General features: G+C 58.7%; 20 protein-coding genes and 1 tRNA gene. 5 read left to right on the forward strand and 16 right to left on the reverse strand.

Going from position 1 to position 19,430, the window contains the following annotated elements; genetic code table 11:
* Window positions 1–75: 75 nt before the first annotated feature.
* From msrQ to G0Q00_RS11700, 4 genes are all read right to left on the reverse strand, one after another.
* Window positions 76–717: a protein-methionine-sulfoxide reductase heme-binding subunit MsrQ gene (gene msrQ / locus G0Q00_RS11690; RefSeq protein ID WP_370458565.1), complete on the reverse strand. Its 642-nt coding sequence runs from the start codon at window positions 715–717 to the stop codon at window positions 76–78.
* On the reverse strand, window positions 714–923 hold the full coding sequence (locus G0Q00_RS15910; protein WP_239058424.1) for a GDCCVxC domain-containing (seleno)protein: 210 nt from the start codon (window positions 921–923) through the stop codon (window positions 714–716). The genes msrQ and G0Q00_RS15910 overlap by 4 nt, the downstream gene beginning before the upstream one ends.
* Complete coding sequence (msrP, locus tag G0Q00_RS11695; RefSeq protein ID WP_163039515.1) at window positions 923–1,831, reverse strand: protein-methionine-sulfoxide reductase catalytic subunit MsrP; 909 nt, start codon at window positions 1,829–1,831, stop codon at window positions 923–925. Before msrP ends, G0Q00_RS15910 begins: the two co-directional genes overlap by 1 nt.
* A gap of 99 nt (window positions 1,832–1,930) precedes the next feature.
* Window positions 1,931–3,421: an FMN-binding glutamate synthase family protein gene (locus G0Q00_RS11700; protein ID WP_163039516.1), complete on the reverse strand. Its 1,491-nt coding sequence runs from the start codon at window positions 3,419–3,421 to the stop codon at window positions 1,931–1,933.
* A gap of 356 nt (window positions 3,422–3,777) precedes the next feature.
* Here G0Q00_RS11700 and G0Q00_RS11705 point away from each other — a divergent pair, with 356 nt between their 5' ends.
* Complete coding sequence (locus G0Q00_RS11705) at window positions 3,778–4,011, forward strand: EF-hand domain-containing protein (protein WP_163039518.1); 234 nt, start codon at window positions 3,778–3,780, stop codon at window positions 4,009–4,011.
* 115 nt (window positions 4,012–4,126) lie between these two features.
* Here the strand turns inward: G0Q00_RS11705 and G0Q00_RS11710 are convergent, their stop codons facing one another.
* The 3 genes from G0Q00_RS11710 to clpB all read right to left on the reverse strand — a co-directional run bounded on the left by G0Q00_RS11710 (window position 4,127) and on the right by clpB (window position 8,435).
* Complete coding sequence (locus G0Q00_RS11710; protein WP_163038406.1) at window positions 4,127–4,750, reverse strand: hypothetical protein; 624 nt, start codon at window positions 4,748–4,750, stop codon at window positions 4,127–4,129.
* A 342-nt stretch (window positions 4,751–5,092) separates the two neighbouring features.
* On the reverse strand, window positions 5,093–5,710 hold the full coding sequence (locus tag G0Q00_RS11715) for a hypothetical protein (RefSeq protein ID WP_163039520.1): 618 nt from the start codon (window positions 5,708–5,710) through the stop codon (window positions 5,093–5,095).
* 109 nt (window positions 5,711–5,819) lie between these two features.
* Window positions 5,820–8,435, reverse strand: a complete 2,616-nt coding sequence (gene clpB / locus G0Q00_RS11720; RefSeq protein ID WP_163039522.1) for an ATP-dependent chaperone ClpB — start codon at window positions 8,433–8,435, stop codon at window positions 5,820–5,822.
* 178 nt (window positions 8,436–8,613) lie between these two features.
* Here clpB and pyrF point away from each other — a divergent pair, with 178 nt between their 5' ends.
* The gene (gene pyrF / locus G0Q00_RS11725; protein ID WP_163039524.1) at window positions 8,614–9,309 is read left to right on the forward strand and encodes an orotidine-5'-phosphate decarboxylase; all 696 of its coding nucleotides are present in this window, start codon (window positions 8,614–8,616) and stop codon (window positions 9,307–9,309) included.
* Window positions 9,310–9,370: 61 nt separating this feature from the next.
* Here the strand turns inward: pyrF and G0Q00_RS11730 are convergent, their stop codons facing one another.
* From G0Q00_RS11730 to G0Q00_RS11740, 3 genes are read right to left on the reverse strand one after another with little or no spacing between them, the layout of a single operon-like run.
* The gene (locus G0Q00_RS11730) at window positions 9,371–9,640 is read right to left on the reverse strand and encodes an NfeD family protein (protein ID WP_163039526.1); all 270 of its coding nucleotides are present in this window, start codon (window positions 9,638–9,640) and stop codon (window positions 9,371–9,373) included.
* Window positions 9,640–10,527, reverse strand: coding sequence for an SPFH domain-containing protein (locus G0Q00_RS11735; RefSeq protein ID WP_163039528.1), 888 nt, complete (start codon window positions 10,525–10,527; stop codon window positions 9,640–9,642). Before G0Q00_RS11735 ends, G0Q00_RS11730 begins: the two co-directional genes overlap by 1 nt.
* A gap of 58 nt (window positions 10,528–10,585) precedes the next feature.
* A complete protein-coding gene (locus G0Q00_RS11740; protein WP_163039530.1) occupies window positions 10,586–11,020 on the reverse strand; it encodes an NUDIX hydrolase in 435 nt (144 codons plus the stop codon).
* A gap of 51 nt (window positions 11,021–11,071) precedes the next feature.
* On the opposite strand from G0Q00_RS11740, the gene G0Q00_RS11745 reads away from it, so the two are divergent.
* The gene (locus G0Q00_RS11745; protein ID WP_163039532.1) at window positions 11,072–12,325 is read left to right on the forward strand and encodes a DNA polymerase IV; all 1,254 of its coding nucleotides are present in this window, start codon (window positions 11,072–11,074) and stop codon (window positions 12,323–12,325) included.
* Between the two features lie 3 nt (window positions 12,326–12,328).
* Here the strand turns inward: G0Q00_RS11745 and G0Q00_RS11750 are convergent, their stop codons facing one another.
* The gene (locus tag G0Q00_RS11750) at window positions 12,329–13,189 is read right to left on the reverse strand and encodes an N-formylglutamate amidohydrolase (protein ID WP_163039534.1); all 861 of its coding nucleotides are present in this window, start codon (window positions 13,187–13,189) and stop codon (window positions 12,329–12,331) included.
* Window positions 13,190–13,343: 154 nt separating this feature from the next.
* Here G0Q00_RS11750 and G0Q00_RS11755 point away from each other — a divergent pair.
* Together G0Q00_RS11755 and ykgO are read left to right on the forward strand one after the other, a co-directional pair.
* Window positions 13,344–13,418, forward strand: a tRNA-Val gene (locus G0Q00_RS11755).
* 82 nt (window positions 13,419–13,500) lie between these two features.
* The gene (gene ykgO, locus G0Q00_RS11760) at window positions 13,501–13,626 is read left to right on the forward strand and encodes a type B 50S ribosomal protein L36 (RefSeq protein WP_005850168.1); all 126 of its coding nucleotides are present in this window, start codon (window positions 13,501–13,503) and stop codon (window positions 13,624–13,626) included.
* A 147-nt stretch (window positions 13,627–13,773) separates the two neighbouring features.
* Here ykgO and G0Q00_RS11765 read toward each other — a convergent pair whose 3' ends face one another.
* From G0Q00_RS11765 to G0Q00_RS11785, 5 genes are all read right to left on the reverse strand, one after another.
* Window positions 13,774–14,994, reverse strand: coding sequence for a phenylacetate--CoA ligase family protein (locus G0Q00_RS11765; RefSeq protein ID WP_163039536.1), 1,221 nt, complete (start codon window positions 14,992–14,994; stop codon window positions 13,774–13,776).
* Window positions 14,995–15,075: 81 nt separating this feature from the next.
* The gene (locus G0Q00_RS11770) at window positions 15,076–15,900 is read right to left on the reverse strand and encodes an ABC transporter ATP-binding protein (protein ID WP_163039538.1); all 825 of its coding nucleotides are present in this window, start codon (window positions 15,898–15,900) and stop codon (window positions 15,076–15,078) included.
* A 71-nt stretch (window positions 15,901–15,971) separates the two neighbouring features.
* The gene (locus G0Q00_RS11775) at window positions 15,972–17,258 is read right to left on the reverse strand and encodes an ABC transporter substrate-binding protein (RefSeq protein WP_163039540.1); all 1,287 of its coding nucleotides are present in this window, start codon (window positions 17,256–17,258) and stop codon (window positions 15,972–15,974) included.
* 102 nt (window positions 17,259–17,360) lie between these two features.
* Window positions 17,361–18,437 (reverse strand): branched-chain amino acid ABC transporter permease, encoded by a 1,077-nt coding sequence (locus tag G0Q00_RS11780; RefSeq protein ID WP_163039542.1) that lies wholly within the window; start codon window positions 18,435–18,437, stop codon window positions 17,361–17,363.
* Between the two features lie 3 nt (window positions 18,438–18,440).
* A complete protein-coding gene (locus G0Q00_RS11785; RefSeq protein ID WP_163039543.1) occupies window positions 18,441–19,427 on the reverse strand; it encodes a branched-chain amino acid ABC transporter permease in 987 nt (328 codons plus the stop codon).
* Window positions 19,428–19,430 lie beyond the last annotated feature (3 nt).

Raw genomic sequence — 19,430 nt, forward strand, 5'->3', positions numbered from 1 at the left:
TCAATGAAAATTCCCGGCCGATTCAGATGAATCGCCGGGCAATTTTCCGAGTCACCTTCGTATTTCAGAAGGATTCTAGGCCGGTCTCGCCGAATTTCTCTGATGAATCGCACGAGACCGCTGTTTTTTCCGCGAGTCGTTCACCCGCCACCCCAGTAGAACCAGAATCACGGCCATATAGAGGAGTGATTCAGCCTCCCAGGTTTTGCCCACCATTATATAGTGGATGCCGCCCAGTGCTGCGGTCGGATAGACCAGCTTGTGCAGCTTGCCCCACCGCGGACCCAGTTTGCGGATGGACCAGTTGTTCGAGGTGATCGCAAGGGGAGTCATCAGAATGAACGCCGCCATGCCAACCGTAATATAGGGACGCTTCAGGATGTCCTTCCAGATCTCGGACAGGATCTGCACATCCAGCACCAGCCAGACCAGTAGATGCGCCGCGACATAGAAGAAGGTCAGCACGCCGATCACGCGACGCAGCCGGATCAGGTTCACACCTGTAATGGCGCGTAGCGGGGTAACTGCCAGCCCAAGGATCAGCGTTTGCAATCCCAGCTCGCCCAGTTCGTGCTCCAGTGCCTTGATCGGCTCGACACCAAGACCTCCGGTCAATCCCAGATAGAGGTACCAAAAGGGCAACGCCGCACCGAGCGTATAGACAAGCCAGACCGGAACTTTGCGCAGGCCATGATTTAGATGGTCAACAAGTTTCACGAACAACAGCCCTCTCCGCTTTGGATTGGTGGGCACGCGACAGTCCCATAGGAACAGAACACGCAGCAGTCGCCGGGTTTCGGGCGCAGGACTTCGTGACAGCCCTTGCATTCGTAGAAGAACATGCAGGCGTCATCGGGCATTTCTTCGCGCGACGTGTGTCCGCAATGGGGGCAGGTCAGCTCAGAGATGCTCTCGATCTGCATCAGAAATTCTTCGCCAGATCCATACCAGAGTACAGCCCGGCGACCTCTTCTTCGTATCCGTTGAACATCAGCGTCTCTTTACGCTTGGCAAACAGACCGCCACCGATGGTGCGTTCCGTGGCCTGCGACCAGCGGGGGTGGCTGACCTCTGGGTTCACATTTGAATAAAAGCCATACTCGCGCGGCTGGAGCATGTTCCACGTGGTCAGCGGCTGCTTATCCGTCAGTGTGACGCGCACGATCGACTTGATCGATTTGAAGCCATACTTCCACGGAACCACCAAACGCAGCGGCGCACCGTTCTGTTTCGGCATAGGCTTGTCGTAGATGCCAGTGGCCATGATGGTCAGCGGGTGCATGGCTTCGTCCAGACGCAGACCTTCGCGGTAGGGCCAGTCGACGTTCACGGTGCGGATGCCGGGCATTTCTTCTTTGCGGACCAGCGTTTCAAACGCCACATACTTCGCGCCCGGCTGCACGCCTGCCATATCCAGCAACTGGTTCAGCTCGAACCCGTACCACGGGATCACCATCGACCACGCTTCAACACAGCGGAAGCGATAGATGCGTTCCTCTTGGCTGACCTTCTTCAGAATATCCTCAAGCCCATAGCTGCCCGGCTTGTCGACCATCCCGTCGATCTGCACCGACCACGGGTCGATGGTCAGCTGATGCGCGTGGCGGGCGGGATCGTCCTTGCCGGTGCCAAACTCGTAGAAGTTATTGTAGCTCGAGATCTCTTCGAACGTGTTGGGCGTTGCGTCGGTCGAGTATTTCGAAGCGCCCAACGCCGGCCCCATGGCCATACCTGCAAACAACCCGGCGGCACCGCCCATCAACTGGCGGCGGTTCATGTAGTCCGCCTTGGGCGTCACGTCCGAGTATTTCAGCACATTCTTATAGGCCATCACGGGCACCTCGTCTTCTGATCTTATTCTGATCTAAGACGGCGGACGCGCAAAGCCAAAGCACAATGGCTCACGTCCGCGCCAGAGGACTGTAACAATTCATTCCGCGGGCATCTGGACCGAGGGATAAATCTCGTTCATCGGGACCGAGCGCCCGCTGTCCTGCACCAACCGTACGTGTCTACGGCGCATCTGGCGGGGTTCGGCCACGCCGACGGAGTGCGCGATGGTTTCGACCTCTTTCACGATGCCCTTGGCATAGCGCGCGACCTTCACACATTTGTCTTCCGGCACCAGACCTTTCTGGAACCGGGGATCATGGGTGGTGATGCCGGTCGGGCAAGTGTTCTTGTTGCACTTCAGCGCCTGGATACAGCCCAGCGAGAACATAAACCCCCGCGCTGACACGACGAAATCCGCACCCGCACAGATCGCCCACGCGACGTCGCCCGGGTTCACCAGTTTGCCCGAGGCGATGATCCGGATGCGGTCATGCAGCCCCCGCGCGTCGCGCAGGTCGACGATCTGCGGCAGCGCCTCGCGGATCGGCATGCCGACCAGATCCATCAGCGGCATGGGCGCGGCACCGGTGCCCCCTTCCCCGCCATCAATGGTGATGAAATCGGGCGCGGCGTCCGGCCCACGCGCGACGATCCGGTCGAACAGCTCTTCAAATGGCTCGATCGCACCAATCACAGTTTTGAAGCCGACAGGCTTGCCGGTGACCTCTCGTATATGTGTCAGCATATCGAGCAGATCGTCCCAGTCATCGATCTCTGGGTGACGGTTCGGGGAAATCGAGGCCTCTCCCACGCGGATCCCCCGGATCTTCGCAATCTCGTCCGAGACCTTCTCGGCCGGCAGAATGCCCCCCTTGCCCGGCTTCGCCCCTTGCGCCAGCTTCAGCTCGAACATCTTCACTTCAGGATGGGCCGCAGCTTCGCGCAGCTTCTCGTCGGACAGGTTCCCGTCATGATCGCGCACGCCATATTTTGCGGTGCCGATCTGAAACACGACATCGCCCCCACCTTTCAGGTGATAGGGCGATAAGCCCCCTTCCCCAGTGTTCATCCAGACGCCCGCTTTGGCAGTGCCAATCGACAGCGCCTCGACCGCCGGACGGGACAAGGCACCAAAGCTCATGCCGGACAGGTTGAAGATCGACTTCGCCTCAAACGGCGTACGCGCATGCGGGCCAATGATCATCGGGGCGGTCTGGGCAAATTGCGTGTCCAGCGGAGGAAAGGCGGCATTCACGAAGATCGGCGTGCCCACCACGCTCAGGTTCCGCGTCGACCCGAAGGCCAGCGTATTCCCCTTGCCTGCCGCCGTGTGTTCGACCCAATGGCGCTGCGCCCGGTTGAACGGTAACTCTTCCCGATCCATCGCGAAGAAATACTGCCGAAAGAACTCGCCCAGGTTCGAGAACAGCGCCCGGAAACGCCCGATCACTGGATAGTTCCGGCGCACCGCGTCATGGGTCTGCAGACGGTCTATTATATAAAGTGTCGCGATCACCACGAGGATAACCCCAACCGCAAAGACCAACACCTGAGCCAGAAGCTCGATTGCCCAGAACATCGACTGCATACTGTTCCCTCCGTTTCAGGCCGAGTGTAGCGCAGATGGTCGGAAGGGAAAGTCACGGGCACTGACATTTATGTGCAGAAGATTCGGCGCAGACAAATTCCGCCGAGAGGCACAGTTCTGGTTTTCTGAGCAATGCTCCGCCGAAATCCGCGCGCAGCGTCGGAGAAGCTTCGCCACCCCCTGCCCCACCCCTCTTGCATGCACCATTCCTCGCCTATGGGTAGACGCGAAATTCGCGGCGCTCTGCTGGTTTCGGCCCATTCTGTCGATGGACGCTGTGCCGCCCAGTCCCCCGTGTTTCTCTGCCACTGCGTTCATTCCGACGCAGACAGAATTTAAAACTCACGGAGCACCATATGAAACTCGCGACTCTGACCAGCGCCATCGTCCTGACCGCCGCAACCGCCGCCTTTGCGGAAGGTTTGGACGCGAATGGCGACGGCATGGTGACGATCGAAGAAACCGTTGCCATGTATCCGGACGTCACCGCCGAGACCTTCTCGACCGCCGACACCAACGACGACGGCGTATTGGACGCCGAGGAACTGGCCGCCGCGCAAGAGGCTGGCCTGATCCCCAACGAAACCTAATTCCCCACCCCACCACTCACAAAAGCAAGCGCCCGCCGGTGAAAATCGGCGGGCGCAATTTTGGTGTCGGGTCTGCGAGCAATCTCTCAGACAGCAATCTATCGATCCGGACGGATCACTGCAGATTAACGAAAATCTGCGATTCAACACCCGCTTGCAGCAGAGCCTTCGAGATTTCGTCGATCGAATTTGCGTCGGCTGAGCTGACAATGACAACGTCATTGACGACCAGCGAATACAGATCCGCTTCTGGCTGCGCATCGGGTGTGAGGCTAGCCAGATACTCATCTGCAGCACGTCGAGACATCGGCCCCCATTTGCCGTCATATGCGACGCCAATTGTATACTGTACATCCATCGTCATTTCTTTGCTGACGGACCGACCGCCGTTCAAATCAGCGATAGCCCGCGTAACAACGTCGGCATCTGTGATCCGCTCAGGGATGAATACATTCCGGCAGGTCTCGACCTCTTTGTATTTGGTGACCGTCTGCTGGCTGTTGTTATGGCCGATTGCCCCACCGATGATCGCGCCAGCGGCCGCACCTCCAGCATCATCCGTGACGACTTGGCCGATCACCCCACCAATAATCGCGCCACCGATGACTTTTTCAGGCTCTCCACCTTTGACGGTCTCTTCGTAGGGGACAGAAGTCGTCTGGCATCTTACTTCATAAGATCCAGCGAAGGCCTGGGATGCCATCAGAACAGACGCTGCCACCGTTGTCAGAATTTTCATGGTCTTGCTCCTTTTCTGCAAGTCGCAGCTATCTGCCATAGCGTTCGCGACAGCTATCAATTTCCGTTTGCCGCTCAGTGACGGCATTGCCATACCACCTGTGCAAATCTTGTACCCTTCCAGCTAACTCCCCCCGCGCGTGTTATTCAATAGCACAGCGGAATTCTTCGAGGTTTTGCCGAGGGTTCAGGCTCACTTCTCCGAAAAAGCGCCCGCCGATGAAGATCGGCAGGCGTGTTTTGTTGGTGGGGGCGAATGTGCAGCGATGTGGGAACCCTTCCCACGCCTACGGTGGATTTGCGGACAAAACAGCCACTCGTAGAGTGGTGAGCCTCTGGGCCGCTACTTCAACAGCAAACTCTTGAAAAATGCATCCGCCTCTTTATCCAGATTCCCGTAGGCTGGCTCAGATGGGGCATGCCTTTCACTGTAGTCCATTTCAAAGTAGGCGGGGTATTTTGATACGATGCAAATGACGCCAATGGCACGGAAGGGATAGGAAACCCCGCTGTCGTCTCTCACGTGGCTGTCCACTGCATTAACCTGATATTTCTTGCAGCTGGCACCCGCATGATTCCAAACGAGTTGCTCGAAGGCTTGTACTGGGAAGCGGCCCTGATCAAGTTCGTTGTGAATCTCTGAAACCCTAGACTGCAGGATGTTCTCTGGTTGCGAAAGCAAGAGGTAAGCAGTCTCATTTGAAAACTGGGTTGACCATCTAACACCAGCCACAATTGAATGATCGTCCTTTATAACCCTATGGGCAAAAACATGATTGCCAGCACCTTTATCTGTTGACCAATTAAGTGCAGGTGGAAGCGTCACTCTCCCAAATCCGAAGTCCAACTCCGTGTTCGAAAGGCTTTCTGCTGCTGCGGGCAGGGCAGCAGACATGAGAAGAAACAGCAAAAACATTCGCGGCATTGGATTCTCGTCCTCCTGCAACCACTCTAATGACATGGGCCATTGTTGTCCTTGAGCACGCTCAAATTTCGCTTCGGGCTCGAAGCCGCTACTCCGCTAAATTAAGCAAGAGCCCGCCTGATAGCGGGCTCTTGCAGTTTTCTGGTTAATGCACCACCGCGTCCTCGGGCGGTTGCCGGTTCGAGCTCGACACCCGATCCCCGACCAACAGCCCGTCGGCGCCAGCACTGACGGTGATCGTATCTCCGTCCATCACATCACCCGCCAGCAGCATCTCGGCCAGTTGGTTCTGCAACGCGCGCTGGATGACGCGCTTCAACGGACGTGCGCCGAAGACAGGGTCATAGCCTTCATCCGCCAGCCACTTCTTCGCCGCCGCATCCAGATCCAGCGCGATGTTGCGGCGGCCCAGACGCTTGGTCAGGCGACCCAGTTGGATATCGACGATGCCGTCCATATCCTCGCGGGTCAGGCGATCGAAGATGATCGTCTCGTCCAGACGGTTCAGGAACTCGGGGCGGAAATGCGCCCGCACCGCGTCCATCACATCGCGCTTCGCGTCCGAGGCATCGGCCCCGTCCGGCAGCTGGCTCAGCGCCTGCGCGCCAAGGTTCGACGTCAGGATGATCAGCGTCTGCTTGAAGTCCACGGTGCGCCCCTGCCCGTCGGTCAGGACACCGTCGTCCAGAACCTGCAAAAGCACGTTGAACACGTCCGGGTGCGCTTTTTCGACCTCGTCGAACAGCACGACCTGATAGGGCCTGCGCCGCACGGCTTCGGTCAACACGCCGCCTTCATCATAGCCGACATAGCCCGGAGGCGCGCCGATCAGACGGGCGACCGCGTGTTTCTCCATGAACTCGGACATATCAATGCGCACCATGGCGCTGTCGTCGTCAAACAGGAAGTCGGCCACGGCTTTGGTCAGCTCGGTTTTACCCACACCGGTTGGCCCGAGGAACAGGAACGAGCCAAGCGGGCGGTTCTCGTCGTTCAGACCGGCACGTGCGCGGCGCACGGCGTTCGAGACGGCGGTCACGGGCAGATCCTGACCGATCACACGACGGCCAAGCTCTTCTTCCATGCGCAAGAGCTTTTCACGTTCGCCTTCCAGCATTTTCGAGGTCGGAATGCCCGTCCAGCGCTCGACCACGGATGCGATCTGTTCGGGGCGCACGGCTTCTTCGACCATCATCTCGGCCTCGGCGCCTTCGGCGTCTTCCAGCTTCTTTTCCAGCCCCGGAATGACTCCGTAAGACAGCTCACCCGCCTTGGCCAAATTGCCTTCACGTTTGGCAACGTCCAGTTCGGCACGGGCGCGGTCCAGCTGCTCTTTCAGCTCGCGCGCACCTTCCAGCTTGTCGCGTTCCGACTGCCACTTGGCGGTCAGGCTAGCGGACTTCTCGTTCAAGGCTGACAGCTCAGTTTCCAGTTTTTCAAGTCGGTCCTTCGACGCCTTATCGTCTTCCAGACGCAGCGCTTCGGCCTCGATCTGCATTTGTAGGATCTGACGGTCCAAAGCGTCCAGCTCCTCGGGCTTCGAGTCCACTTCCATCCGCAAACGGCTGGCCGCTTCGTCCACAAGGTCGATGGCTTTGTCCGGCAGGAAGCGGTCGGTGATATAGCGATGCGACAGGGTCGACGCCGCCACCAAGGCGCTGTCCGAAATCCGCACGCCGTGGTGCAGCTCGTACTTTTCCTTGATGCCCCGCAGGATCGAGATCGTGTCTTCCACCGTCGGCTCTTCGACCATCACGGGCTGGAAACGACGGGCCAAAGCCGCGTCTTTTTCCACGTATTTACGGTATTCATCCAGCGTCGTGGCGCCCACACAGTGCAGTTCGCCGCGAGCCAGCGCAGGCTTGATCAGGTTGGCCGCGTCCATCGCGCCATCCGATTTACCGGCGCCCACAAGCGTGTGCATTTCGTCGATAAACAGGATGATCTCGCCGGCGGCGGCGGTCACTTCGTTCAGAACCGCCTTCAGGCGCTCCTCGAACTCACCACGATATTTCGCACCGGCGATCAAGGCCCCCATGTCCAGCGCCATCAGTTTTTTGTTGCGCAGGCTTTCCGGCACGTCGCCATTGATGATGCGCAAAGCCAAACCCTCGGCAATCGCGGTTTTACCCACGCCGGGTTCACCGATCAGAACCGGGTTGTTCTTGGTGCGACGCGACAGAACCTGCATCGTGCGGCGAATTTCTTCGTCACGCCCAATGATCGGGTCGATCTTGCCCTCGGCAGCCGCTTCAGTCAGGTCGCGCGCATATTTCGACAGCGCTTCATAGCTGTCCTCGGCGCTGGCACTGTCAGCCGTGCGCCCCTGACGGATCTGATTGATCGCGGCGTTCAGCTTCTTGGCGTCCACAGCACCGGCATCCAGCGCATCGCGCGCACCGGATTTCACCACGGCCAAGGCCGTCAGCAACCGCTCGACCGGCACAAAGCTGTCGCCAGCCTTTTTGGCCAGCTTCTGCGCCTCATCAATCACGCTGGCCGTCTTGTTATCCATATAGACCTGAGCGCCATCGCCCGTCACCTTGGACAGCTTGCCAATGGCCGCATCCACAGCCGCGCGCACGCGATCCGGCGCGCCGCCCGCCTTGGTGATCAGGTTGGCGCTCATGCCCTCTTCGTCATCCATGAGGGCTTTCAGCAAATGTTCGGGAACCAGTCTCTGGTGGTTTTCGCGCATGGCGATGGTCTGTGCAGCCTGAATGAAGCCGCGTGACCGTTCAGTGAACTTCGACAAATCCATGTCACTCTCCTTTTCAAGCGCCCTAGTGTTCAGATGCCCGCCCTTGCAGCACATCTTATTGGGCCTCGGGATTAATTTGGGGTTTCGGGGCGAAAATTCAAGCCGATCAACCGTGACAGATTTGCGTTTTTCGCCGCTTCGGCGTAGGAACTCGCGAACCGGAACGGAGACCCCAGACATGACCGATGATCGTTTGATTGTAGCCCTCGATGTGCCCAACGCGCTGGAAGGGTTGAAACTGGCCGAAACGCTTGGAGATGCGGTGAATTTCTACAAGATCGGGCTGGGGATGCTGACCGGAGGCGGACTGGCTTTGGCGAACGAGCTGAAGGACGAGTTCGGCAAGAAGATCTTTCTGGACATGAAACTGTTCGACATCGGCAACACGGTCGAGGCCGCAGTGCGCGGCCTGTCGCAGTTCGATCTGGATTTCCTGACTGTCCACGGCGACCCGCATGTGGTGCGCGCCGCTGCCGAAGGCAAAGGTGGCAAGGATATGAAGATCCTGGCCGTGACCATCCTGACCTCGCTGGATCGCTCGGATCTGGATGCGGGCTTGATCAAACCGGGTGACGTGCAGGATCTGGTGTTGGAACGCGCCGCCCGCGCGATGGAGGCGGGTGCCGATGGCGTCATCGCCTCGCCGCAAGAGGCCAAGCTGATCCGCGCCCTGCCCGAAGCTGAAGGCAAACTGATCGTCACCCCAGGTGTGCGCCCTGCAGGCGCGGCCTTAGGCGACCAGAAACGCGTGGCGACACCCGCACAGGCCATCAAGGACGGGGCCGATCACATCGTGGTGGGCCGCCCGATCCGAAACGCCCCCGATCCCCGCGCCGCAGCCCAAGCGGTGCTGGCGGAACTGGCAGCAATCTAAAAGTAAAACACCCCGCTCGGATCAGAGCGGGGTGTTTTCGTTTCAACAGCTGGCATGGGCCCTACATCTCGTTGATGTCCGTGTCCCAGGTCTTGGTCTGTCCTTTGCGCACACCAAAGGCCATGCGCAGAACCAGCCATGACGCCAGAGACACCGCGGCGAAGATTACCAGCAGAATTGGCAGGCTAAGACTGGCACCCAAGGCCAACAATACGCCAACAGCCGTTGCGCCAATCGCGAAGCCCAGGAAGATATAGCCGGGCGCGAGGATTTCGAGGATCACAAGCGCGATCGCCCCACCGATCCACGCCCACCAGACGGACCAAAGCATCACGCTTTTCCTTTCAACATTTTGAACGCATCGCCAAAAGCATCCAGCGCATTGGCGGGCAGAATAACGGTCTGCTTGCCGTCACCAGCACCCACGGCGGTCAACGCTTCAACTTGTTTCAGAGCGACCTGATATTGCGCGGCCTCGATACCGTTTTCCTTGATCGCCTTTGCCACGACCTCGGTCGCATAGGCTTCAGCGTCTGCAGATACACGACGCGCTTCAGCCTCTTTCTGCGCGGCGTAAAGCTCCGCGTCTGCCTGAAGCTCGACGGCACGACGCGTGCCTTCTGCCTCGGTCACCTGCGCACGACGGGCGCGTTCGGCGTTCAGCTGCTGCAACATCGCTTCGCGGGTGGCCGCATCAAGGTTCACGTCGAGGATTTCGGCACGGGTCACTTCGATGCCCCAATCATCCACGGCATCCGCAACCTGCTGCTTGATCTGCGAGATCAGCTGCTGGCGGTTGGACTGAACTTCGTCCAGCTCCATCTCACCAATCCCAGCACGCACGATACCGGCCACGGTCGTCGCAATCGCGGCGTCAACGTCGCGAATACGGTACACCGTCTTCTCCGGCTCAAGTATGCGATAGAACACCGAGGTCTCGACCTGCACCAACACGTTGTCCGAGGTAATGGCGTCCTGACTGGCCGTCGGAAGCTGGCGCTCAAGGATCGACACCTTGTGGCGTACGCGATCCAGAAACGGTACGATAAAGTTGATGCCCGGCCCAAGGACCGACTGCAAACGGCCGAAACGCTCGACCACGTATTTTTCACTTTGCGGAACGATCTTTACGCCCCGGAAAACTGTCAAAATCAAGAATGCGGCCAGCAGGAGCAACACAATGTTGCCGCCGCCGATACCGATCAAAATCTCATCCATTAAGAAAGCCTTTCACTGTCCACGATTGGTTGATAGATGGGGATGAAATGCCCGAATTTCAACTGTTAATGCGCGAAAGTGCAGCCAGTCCCACCCGTGCGCGCGGCTTGAAATGCGCGATCGCGCGCGGGTCGCAAAGCCAGTCTTCAGGGGGCACCAAGCGCCAACATTGGCCTTCGTTTCCTAACTGGATTTGCGCCTCGGCCCCATCGGGCAGAATCGCCCCAAACCACCACGAAAATCGACCCGGTTCATGCGGGCTTTCAAAACGCTGCTTCCAGATCAGTTGATCCGGTGCGATCACCAAAGAAAGCTCCTCACACGTCTCGCGCAGCACACAGTCTTCGGGTGTTTCCCCCGGCTCGGCCCCACCGCCGGGCATGTCCCACATATTTGGGTAGGGGATATCCTGCCGATCATCCCGCAAGATGGTCACAAGCTGCCCGCTGATCAGCAGAACCAATTTCGCACCGATGAAGTCGTCTGTAGTCATAGGGGCAGACTAGGCCTGTTCCCCACCCGTCGCATCCGCTAATTTCGCGCCATGCCGTCCTTATGCCGCAAATGCCTGACCCAGTTCGACACGGGCCGTCGCTGCCCGTCCTGCAACAGTCCCCGTGTGCTGTCGCATCCGGAACTGTTTGACCTGTCGATTGCGCATATGGATTGCGACGCGTTTTATGCCTCGGTTGAAAAGCGCGACAATCCCGAGCTTGCGGATAAACCGGTAATCATTGGCGGCGGCAAACGCGGCGTGGTTTCCACCGCCTGCTATGTCGCGCGCATTCGCGGCGTCCGCTCTGCCATGCCAATGTTTCAGGCGTTGAAACTGTGCCCGGACGCGGTGGTGATCCGTCCGCGCGGCAGCCACTATGCGGCCGTCTCGAAACAAATCCGCTCGATGATGGACGAGCTGACCCCCGCCATCGAACCCCTGTCACTAGACGAGGCGTTTCTGGACATGACCGGCACGGCCCAGTTGCATGGCGTGCCGCCTGCAGTCATGCTGGCCCGGTTGGTCAACCGGATGGAGGTCGAGCTGGGCCTGACCGGCTCGATTGGCCTCAGTCACAACAAGTTTCTGGCCAAGGTCGCGTCCGATTTGGACAAACCAAAGGGGTTCTCGGTGATCGGCAAGGCCGAGACGATGGACTTCCTGCGCGACAAACCCGTGGGCCTGATTTGGGGCGTGGGGGGCGTCAGTCAGGCGCAGCTGGACAAGGCGGGCGTCCACACGTTCGAGGACCTGTTGCGCTGGGACAAGGAAGACCTTGTGGCCCGGTTCGGGGGCATGGGGGAACGCCTGTGGCATTTGGCGCGTGGTCAGGACAAACGCCGCGTCTCGGCCCATGCACCGATCAAGTCGATCTCAAACGAAACCACGTTCCTCGAGGATACGGCAAACCCCGACCTGCTGGACGGCCACCTTTGGCGTCTGGCCGAGAATGTTTCGGACCGCGCCAAGGCGCGGGACATGGCGGGACAGGTTGTGACGCTGAAACTGAAACGCGCCGACTTTCGTGCGATGAGCCGCCAGAGCAATCTGGGGGATATGACCCAATCCGCGGATCGCATCTATCGCACCGCCCGCGCGTTGCTGGACACGGTTCTGGACAAGGGGCCGTTTCGCTTGATTGGTGTCGGGCTGAGCCATATCGGCCCTGCAACCCAGACCGACACGACACAGGATTTGCTGGACCCCAACGCCGAGCAGCGACGTCAGGCGGAGAAGGCGACAGACAAGATCCGCGCGCGTTTCGGGAAGGATGCAATCAAGAAGGGGCGTGGATTGCGCTAAGCCCTATTCGGCAGCCAGCGCCGTATCACGCCGTCCAATGTCGGCAATCCGCGCGATGACGGTCCGCAGGCGGCTCTGCACCTCGGTAAAACGATAGTTCGGCGTGATCGACGCCTCGTCCATATAAAGCGAGCGGTCGATCTCGATCTGCACCACATGGCGCCCGGCCTGAGGACGACCATAGTGCTGCACCATGAACGCGCCCGCAAAGGGCATATTGCGCGCGGTGCGGAAGCCAGCATCCTGAAAGGCGGCCTCGACTGCGTCGACAATATCGGCATTGGCCGAGGCCCCGAATCTGTCCCCCAACACGATTTCAGGCATGTCCGAGGCGCTGCGACGCAGGCTGGCCAAGGCCTCGTGCGGCATGGAATGGCAATCCAGCAAGATCGCCTGCCCATAGCGTGACACGTTGGTATCCATCAGCTGCCGCAATGCATTGTGATAGGGATGCCAATGGGCGTTCAGACGTTTCTGCGCCGCCCCAAGGGTCATCTTGCCGCGATAGATCGCGCGCCCCCCTGCAACAACGCGAGGAATCACACCCAGCCCGGATGAGATGCGCGGGTTCAACGTCGAACGTCGCAGGCCCGAAATCAGCGCGGGGTCCAGCTCGTCCGCGCCACGGTTCAGATCCACATAGGCGCGGGGTGTGTTGGCACAGAGAAAGGGGGCACCGCATTCCGTGGCAAAGGCGTAAAGCCTGTCTACATAGGCATCTTCAGATGAACGGATCGTGCGCTCATCAAGAACAGTCTGCTTCAGAAACACCTCATCATAGTGGGACCCACTATGCGGCGACGCGAAAACGACGCTCGTGTCTTCGAACCTTGGACGATACAACGAAAATGTCTGCGCCTGCATCTTTGCCTCCTAAGCTCTTTATAAAGTAAAAAACTCTTGCCAAAAGCCCTTGCGCGCAGCCCCGACTCCTTTTATAGCAACGCGAACCGGCGCGGGGTTTCCCGCGTCTCATCGTTTGGATCGGCCTGAAAAGGTTGTTTCGACACAGATTTTCGGGCGATTAGCTCAGCGGTAGAGCACTTCGTTGACATCGAAGGGGTCACTGGTTCGATCCCAGTATCGCCCACCATGAACCGCCAGATGACCGAAAGGTCAGAAGGTATAACTGAAGCCTAGGCGCAACCGCAGCGCCGCGTAGAAGGAGAAGGACCATGAAAGTTCGCAACTCGCTCCGCTCGCTGAAAAACCGTCACCGCGATTGCCGCGTCGTGCGCCGTAAAGGCCGCGTATACGTGATCAACAAGACGCAGCGCCGGTTCAAAGCCCGTCAGGGTTAATCGCTTCAGCAGCGTTACAGAAGAAGCCGCCCATTGGGCGGCTTTTTTGTGTTTGGAGGTTTGGATTTGCGCGACCAAGGCCATTTCCAGAAACGCAGAAAGGGCCGGGTTGCCCCAGCCCCATCCGGGAGGAAACTTTGAAAGTCTTCAGTCGTAGACGCGCTGGTCGTCGATGACGATGCCGTCATTCGGCAGACTGCCCGGCGCGACCAGTTCGATCTTGCCCTTCAGCTTCAACGTATCTGCGACCGACTTGGCATACGCATTGGCATCGCCGCCATTGGCCTCGACCTGAACGGTCATCGCGTCCATCTCGCCTTCACGCGTTGCGATGACGCGGGCCTTGGCGATCTCGGCGTGTTTGGCGACAAAATCGGCGACCTGCTCGGGACGGACAAACATGCCCTTGATCTTGGCAGTCTGGTCGGCGCGCCCCATCCAGCCCTTGATCCGCATGTTGGTGCGGCCACAAGGGCTGACGCCCGGCAGCACGGCCGACAGATCACCGGTAGCAAAACGGATCAGCGGATAGTCGGGGTTCAGCGTGGTCACGACAACCTCTCCCACCTCACCCGGCGCAACGGGATCGCCGGTGCCGGGGCGGACGATCTCGACGATCACGCCTTCATCCACGATCATACCTTCCATCGCGTCGCTTTCATACGCCACGTTGCCCAGATCAGCGGTGGCATAGCTTTGCAGGCAGGTGATGCCACGATCAGCATATTCCTGACGCAGGCTGGGGAAGAGCGCCCCGCCGCCTACGGCAGCCTTGGTGATCTTCAGCTTCACGCCATCTGCATCGGCGCGGTCCAGAATGATCTTCAGATAGTCAGGCGTCCCGGCATAGGCCGTGGTGCCGATATCGGCAGCAGCGCGAACCTGAAGCTCGGTCTGGCCGACACCCGCGGGAATGACAGCCGCGCCTACAGCGCGTGCGCCGTTTTCGAAGATCATGCCAGCTGGCGTCAGGTGATAGCCAAAGCAGTTCTGCACGATGTCGCCCTTGCCGATGCCACAGGCGCTCAGGAAACGTCCCATGCGCCACCAGTCATGGCCTACCCCACCGGGTTCATAGATCGGGCCGGGGCTTTGGAAGATATGCGCGAATTCGTGGGTCGGTAGACCTCCGAACCCACCCAGAGGACCGTCAGCCGCCTGCGCCTTGCCAATCTCGGACTTGCGCAGAACCGGCAGCGTCGCCAATGCCTCGGTCGAGGTAACGCTTGCCGCATCGACATCTGCCAGAAGGCTAGCATAGCCGGACAGTGCCTTGGCGCGGGCGATCTGCTCGGGTAGGGACGCGGCCAATCCAGCGGCGCGTTCATCTTCCGAACGGGTCTCGAGCGCATCAAAATAGTTGGACATGGGCAAAACCTCTGTCTGCGCCGACCGGGATCGGCGTTAAATCATGATAAAGTTGGGTCGCCTAAAAGGTGGCGGGCCTGATTAGGCCAGCCAACGCTTGCGGCGGCGATACGAGCGCACGTCGCGGAAGCTCTTACGACCTTCATCCGACATACCCAGGTAGAATTCTTTAACGTCCGGGTTCTCGCGCAGTTCGGCGGCAGGGCCGTCCATCACGATGCGACCATTTTCCAGAATGTAGCCGTAGTGGGCATATCTCAGCGCCACGTTGGTGTTCTGTTCAGCCAGCAGGAACGTGGTGCCCTGCTCTTCGTTCAGACGTTTCACGATCTCAAAGATCTGCTCCACCAGCTGCGGGGCCAGACCCATCGACGGTTCGTCCAGCAGAATCATCTCGGGGCGCGACATCATTGCGCGACCCATGGCAACCATCTGCTGCTCACCACCCGAGGTATAGCCAGCCTGCGACTTGCGACGCTCGGCCAGTCGGGGGAAGTATTCATAGACCATTTCCAGGTCTTTCGCGATCGCGGCGCGGCCATCGGTGCGGGTATAGGCACCGGTCAGAAGGTTCTCTTCCACGGTCAGGTGTTCAAAGCAGTGACGGCCTTCCATCACCTGAATGACACCGCGTTTCACCAGAGCGGCCGGGTTCAGTTCGGCGATGTTCTCGCCCATGTGGTCAATCGTGCCCTTGGTCACTTCGCCACGCTCTGCCTGAAGCAGGTTCGAAATGGCCTTGAGGGTCGTCGTTTTCCCTGCACCGTTACCACCAAGAAGCGCAGTGATGCCGCCCTTGGGAACAGACAGGCTTACGCCTTTCAGCACGAGGATCACGTGATTGTAGATGACCTCGATATTGTTGACCTCAAGCAGGGTCTCTTCGGTCTTAACAGTGTCCAGCATATCAGGTCGTCCTGTTCGTAATCGTTTCTAGGGGTCGTCCGGGCCCGAAGGCCCGAACGCGTTCCGGTGTATTAGTTACACTGCGGATCGATTTTGTTTTCAGCAGCATAAGCAGCCGAGTCAGCGTCGATCAGCGGCTGGATCACATCCATGTCCGATCCCGAGAAGTCGGTGATCAGCGACCACTTGCCGGCAGCTCCATCCCACTGCTGGATCGCAATCGCGCCCGGGCCACCGTGGTTCGCACAGCTTACTTTGAACTCAGGACCAAAGCCTTCCATGCCCAGTTCGGCCATACGTGCGTTGGTGATTTCCAGCTGCTCCAGACCATCACGCATCTGAGCCGAGGTGATGTCTTTTACGCCGTGGATTTCCTGCGCATTCTTTGCAGCTTCAGCCAGCATCATCGCGGCGTAAACACCACGGTTGTAGATAACGGTACCAACGTTGGAGCCGTCGCCAGCTGCTTTACCAGCGTCTACAACGTATTTCTGCAGGTCACCAAAGACCGGATAGTCCGAGCCAACACCGTGGAAGGTCATCGCCTTATAACCGGTGGCTTTTTCGCCAGCAGGCTTCACGTCATGCTCGGCACCGGACCACCATACGCCGATGAACTGGTCCATCGGGTAACGGATGTTCGCGGCTTCCTGAATGGCAACCTGGTTCATTACGCCCCAGCCCCAGAACAGAACGTAGTCGGGCTTTTCACGACGGATCTGCAGCCACTGAGCTTTCTGCTCTTGGCCCGGATAGTCGATCGGAATGGTGGTCAGGTCGTAGCCGTGCTTCTCGCCCAGTTTGGTCAGGGTCGGGATCGGTTCTTTACCGTATGCGCCATTGAAGTGCAGCAGAACGATCTTCTTGCCCTTCAGGTCGCCGCCGTTCAAGTCCAGTACGTGGTTGATCGCAGCCGAAGCACCGTTCCAGTAGTTGGCCGGGAAGTTAAACACGTGGCTGAACACGTTACCGTTTGCAGCCGAGGTACGGCCGTAACCGGGGGTGTAGAGCGGAATGTCGTCTGCGGTCGCTTTGGGGATCAGCTGATAGGTGATACCGGTCGACAGCGGGTTATAGGCCAGAGCGCCTTCGCCTTTGGTGGCTTCGTAGCATTCCACACCTTTTTCGGTGTTATAGGCCGTCTCACACTCCGGAGTGCTGACAGCTACACCGCCAATACCGCCGTCACGTTCGTTCAGCAGAGTCATGTAGTCGGCGAAACCGTCAGCGTAAGGAATACCACCCGCAGCGAACGGACCGGTCCGATAGCTGAGCGATGGGAATACCAGATCCGCCATTACCGGCGAGGCTACCATCAGTGCGGCTACAGACGCCGCGGCAACACGTTTAAAAGTCATTTGCTTCCTCCCTAGATTAGCAAAATATTGTGCCCTTATGGGCAGCATTGCGTTTGGACACCCGACCCTCCTCTGGCCGGATGTCCGGATCTTTTTGCCCGCTTAGTGCGGGAAGGGCCACAGGCGCAGCTTCTCTTTTGTGAGACGCCACAGTTGGGCCAAACCATGGGGTTCGAGGATCAGGAAGATCACGATCAAACCACCAACGATGATGAATTCCAGTTCAGCAGCGATCTCAGTGGGCCAACCCATCGTGCCAACCAGAAGGTTCTTCAGAATAACCGGCATCAGGACCATGAAGGCCGCGCCAGCAAAGGATCCGAAGATCGAGCCCAGGCCTCCGATGATGATCATGAAGAGCACCAGGAACGACTTGGTGATACCGAAGCTTTCACCAGCTTCTGCAGCGCCCAGATAGACGGCGAAGAACAGAGCGCCAGCAACACCGACAAAGAAAGACGAGACAGCGAAGGCCGACATCTTGGCCATCAGCGGGTTCACCCCGATGATCTCGGCTGCGATGTCCATGTCGCGGATGCCCATCCACTTACGGCCAGTCATGCCGCGTGTCAGGTTACGTGCCACCCAGGCCAGAACCACCAGGAACACCAGGCAGATCATGTATTTTGCCCAGGCTTCGGTGTTGGGGCCGGTCACAACGACGCCCAGCACGCTGCGCTCAGGTGCGTTGATCTGACCCGAGGCCGAGTAGTTGTAGAACCACGCCACTTTGTTGAACAGCCACACCAAGAAGAACTGAGCGGCCAGCGTTGCAACAGCAAGGTAGAACCCTTTGATGCGCAGCGACGGCAGACCGAAGGCCACACCCACGGCGGCAGTGATGCCGCCAGCGATCAACACGTGGAACACGATGTTGATGTCCGGGAAGGCCACCATCAGCTTATAGACGGAGTAAGCCCCTACAGCCATGAAGCCACCCGTACCCAGCGAGACCTGACCGGCATAACCCGTCAGAATGTTCAGCCCCAGCGCCGCAATGGCGTAGATGAAGAACGGAGCAAAGATCGAGTTCACCCAGTAGTCGTTCACAAAGAACGGGATCACACAGAAGGCGACGAACAGGACGATCCAATATCCAGCCCGATCAAGGCGAATCGGAAAGGTCTGGTTGTCGTCACGGTAGGACGTTTTGAAATCACCAGCTTCGCGGTAAAACATTGATCAGACCCTTTCGATGATTTTCTCACCAAACAGCCCCTGCGGGCGGAAGATGAGGAAGACAAGTGCAAGCACATAGGCGAACCAGGCTTGGGTTGCGCCGCCCACAAGGGGACCGATGGCAAATTCGAACAGCTGCTCGCCCACACCGATGATCAGACCGCCAATGATGGCGCCCGGGATCGAGGTGAAGCCACCCAGCATCAGAACCGGAAGTGCTTTCAGTGCAACTTCAGCCAGCGAGATCTGCACGCCCGATTTCGAGCCCCACATGATCCCGGCAACAAGTGCCACAAAGCCAGCAATCGACCAGACCAGTACCCAGATGAAGCGCAGCGAGATACCGACCGACAGAGCTGCCGAGTGGTCATCTGCCACAGCGCGCAGGGCGCGGCCTTGCTTGGTGTATTGCGAGAACAGAACCAGCGCGGTCACCAGAAGGGCTGCAACGATGGCCGCAACGATATCGAGGTTGTCGATAAAGAAGCCATAGCCGAACCAGTTATAGGTGGTCGTATCAATCGTTTCGTTGATACCCTGCGCCAGACCCACGTCCAGCTTCATCACTTCCGAACCCCACATCAGCGGCGCGAAACCGTGCATGAAGTACCACATGCCGATCGTGGCCATGAACAGGATGATGTCAGGCTGACCGATCAGGTGTTGAAGGATGTATTTCTCGATGATCCAGGCAACGAACACCATGGCTGCGCCAGCCACGATGATCGCCAAGATCGTCGGCACGGTCCATCCGAAGTGGTGGATTTTAGTACCGAAAATCGTGTTGATCAGGTGTGCGAAGGGGATTTGCCCCGTCTGCACACCCACCAAGGTCATGGCGGCGAACACCACCAGCATACCCTGGGCAAAGTTAAAGATACCGGATGCCTTGAAGATCAAGACGAAGCCCAGCGCGACGAGTGCGTAGAGTACCCCGGCCATCAGGCCGTTCAGGGTGACTTCCATCGCAAAGAGTAGTTGTTCAGGCATAGT

It is taken from the genome of Aliiroseovarius sp. PrR006, assembly GCF_010500215.1.
GTDB lineage: Bacteria > Pseudomonadota > Alphaproteobacteria > Rhodobacterales > Rhodobacteraceae > Aliiroseovarius.

What these genes read in the sequence shown, in the direction of transcription:
- G0Q00_RS11780 (WP_163039542.1), bottom strand. Translation starts at nt 18,437, where the DNA reads ATGTTTTACCGCGAAGCTGGTGATTTCAAAACGTCCTACCGTGACGAC.
- clpB (WP_163039522.1), bottom strand. Translation starts at nt 8,435, where the DNA reads ATGGATTTGTCGAAGTTCACTGAACGGTCACGCGGCTTCATTCAGGCT.
- G0Q00_RS11745 (WP_163039532.1), top strand. Translation starts at nt 11,072, where the DNA reads ATGCCGTCCTTATGCCGCAAATGCCTGACCCAGTTCGACACGGGCCGT.
- G0Q00_RS11770 (WP_163039538.1), bottom strand. Translation starts at nt 15,900, where the DNA reads ATGCTGGACACTGTTAAGACCGAAGAGACCCTGCTTGAGGTCAACAAT.
- G0Q00_RS11765 (WP_163039536.1), bottom strand. Translation starts at nt 14,994, where the DNA reads ATGTCCAACTATTTTGATGCGCTCGAGACCCGTTCGGAAGATGAACGC.
- G0Q00_RS11775 (WP_163039540.1), bottom strand. Translation starts at nt 17,258, where the DNA reads ATGACTTTTAAACGTGTTGCCGCGGCGTCTGTAGCCGCACTGATGGTA.
- G0Q00_RS11730 (WP_163039526.1), bottom strand. Translation starts at nt 9,640, where the DNA reads ATGCTTTGGTCCGTCTGGTGGGCGTGGATCGGTGGGGCGATCGCGCTT.
- G0Q00_RS11785 (WP_163039543.1), bottom strand. Translation starts at nt 19,427, where the DNA reads ATGCCTGAACAACTACTCTTTGCGATGGAAGTCACCCTGAACGGCCTG.
- pyrF (WP_163039524.1), top strand. Translation starts at nt 8,614, where the DNA reads ATGACCGATGATCGTTTGATTGTAGCCCTCGATGTGCCCAACGCGCTG.
- G0Q00_RS11750 (WP_163039534.1), bottom strand. Translation starts at nt 13,189, where the DNA reads ATGCAGGCGCAGACATTTTCGTTGTATCGTCCAAGGTTCGAAGACACG.
- G0Q00_RS11705 (WP_163039518.1), top strand. Translation starts at nt 3,778, where the DNA reads ATGAAACTCGCGACTCTGACCAGCGCCATCGTCCTGACCGCCGCAACC.
- G0Q00_RS11735 (WP_163039528.1), bottom strand. Translation starts at nt 10,527, where the DNA reads ATGGATGAGATTTTGATCGGTATCGGCGGCGGCAACATTGTGTTGCTC.
- G0Q00_RS15910 (WP_239058424.1), bottom strand. Translation starts at nt 923, where the DNA reads ATGCAGATCGAGAGCATCTCTGAGCTGACCTGCCCCCATTGCGGACAC.
- G0Q00_RS11700 (WP_163039516.1), bottom strand. Translation starts at nt 3,421, where the DNA reads ATGCAGTCGATGTTCTGGGCAATCGAGCTTCTGGCTCAGGTGTTGGTC.
- G0Q00_RS11710 (WP_163038406.1), bottom strand. Translation starts at nt 4,750, where the DNA reads ATGAAAATTCTGACAACGGTGGCAGCGTCTGTTCTGATGGCATCCCAG.
- ykgO (WP_005850168.1), top strand. Translation starts at nt 13,501, where the DNA reads ATGAAAGTTCGCAACTCGCTCCGCTCGCTGAAAAACCGTCACCGCGAT.
- G0Q00_RS11740 (WP_163039530.1), bottom strand. Translation starts at nt 11,020, where the DNA reads ATGACTACAGACGACTTCATCGGTGCGAAATTGGTTCTGCTGATCAGC.
- G0Q00_RS11715 (WP_163039520.1), bottom strand. Translation starts at nt 5,710, where the DNA reads ATGTCATTAGAGTGGTTGCAGGAGGACGAGAATCCAATGCCGCGAATG.
- msrP (WP_163039515.1), bottom strand. Translation starts at nt 1,831, where the DNA reads ATGGCCTATAAGAATGTGCTGAAATACTCGGACGTGACGCCCAAGGCG.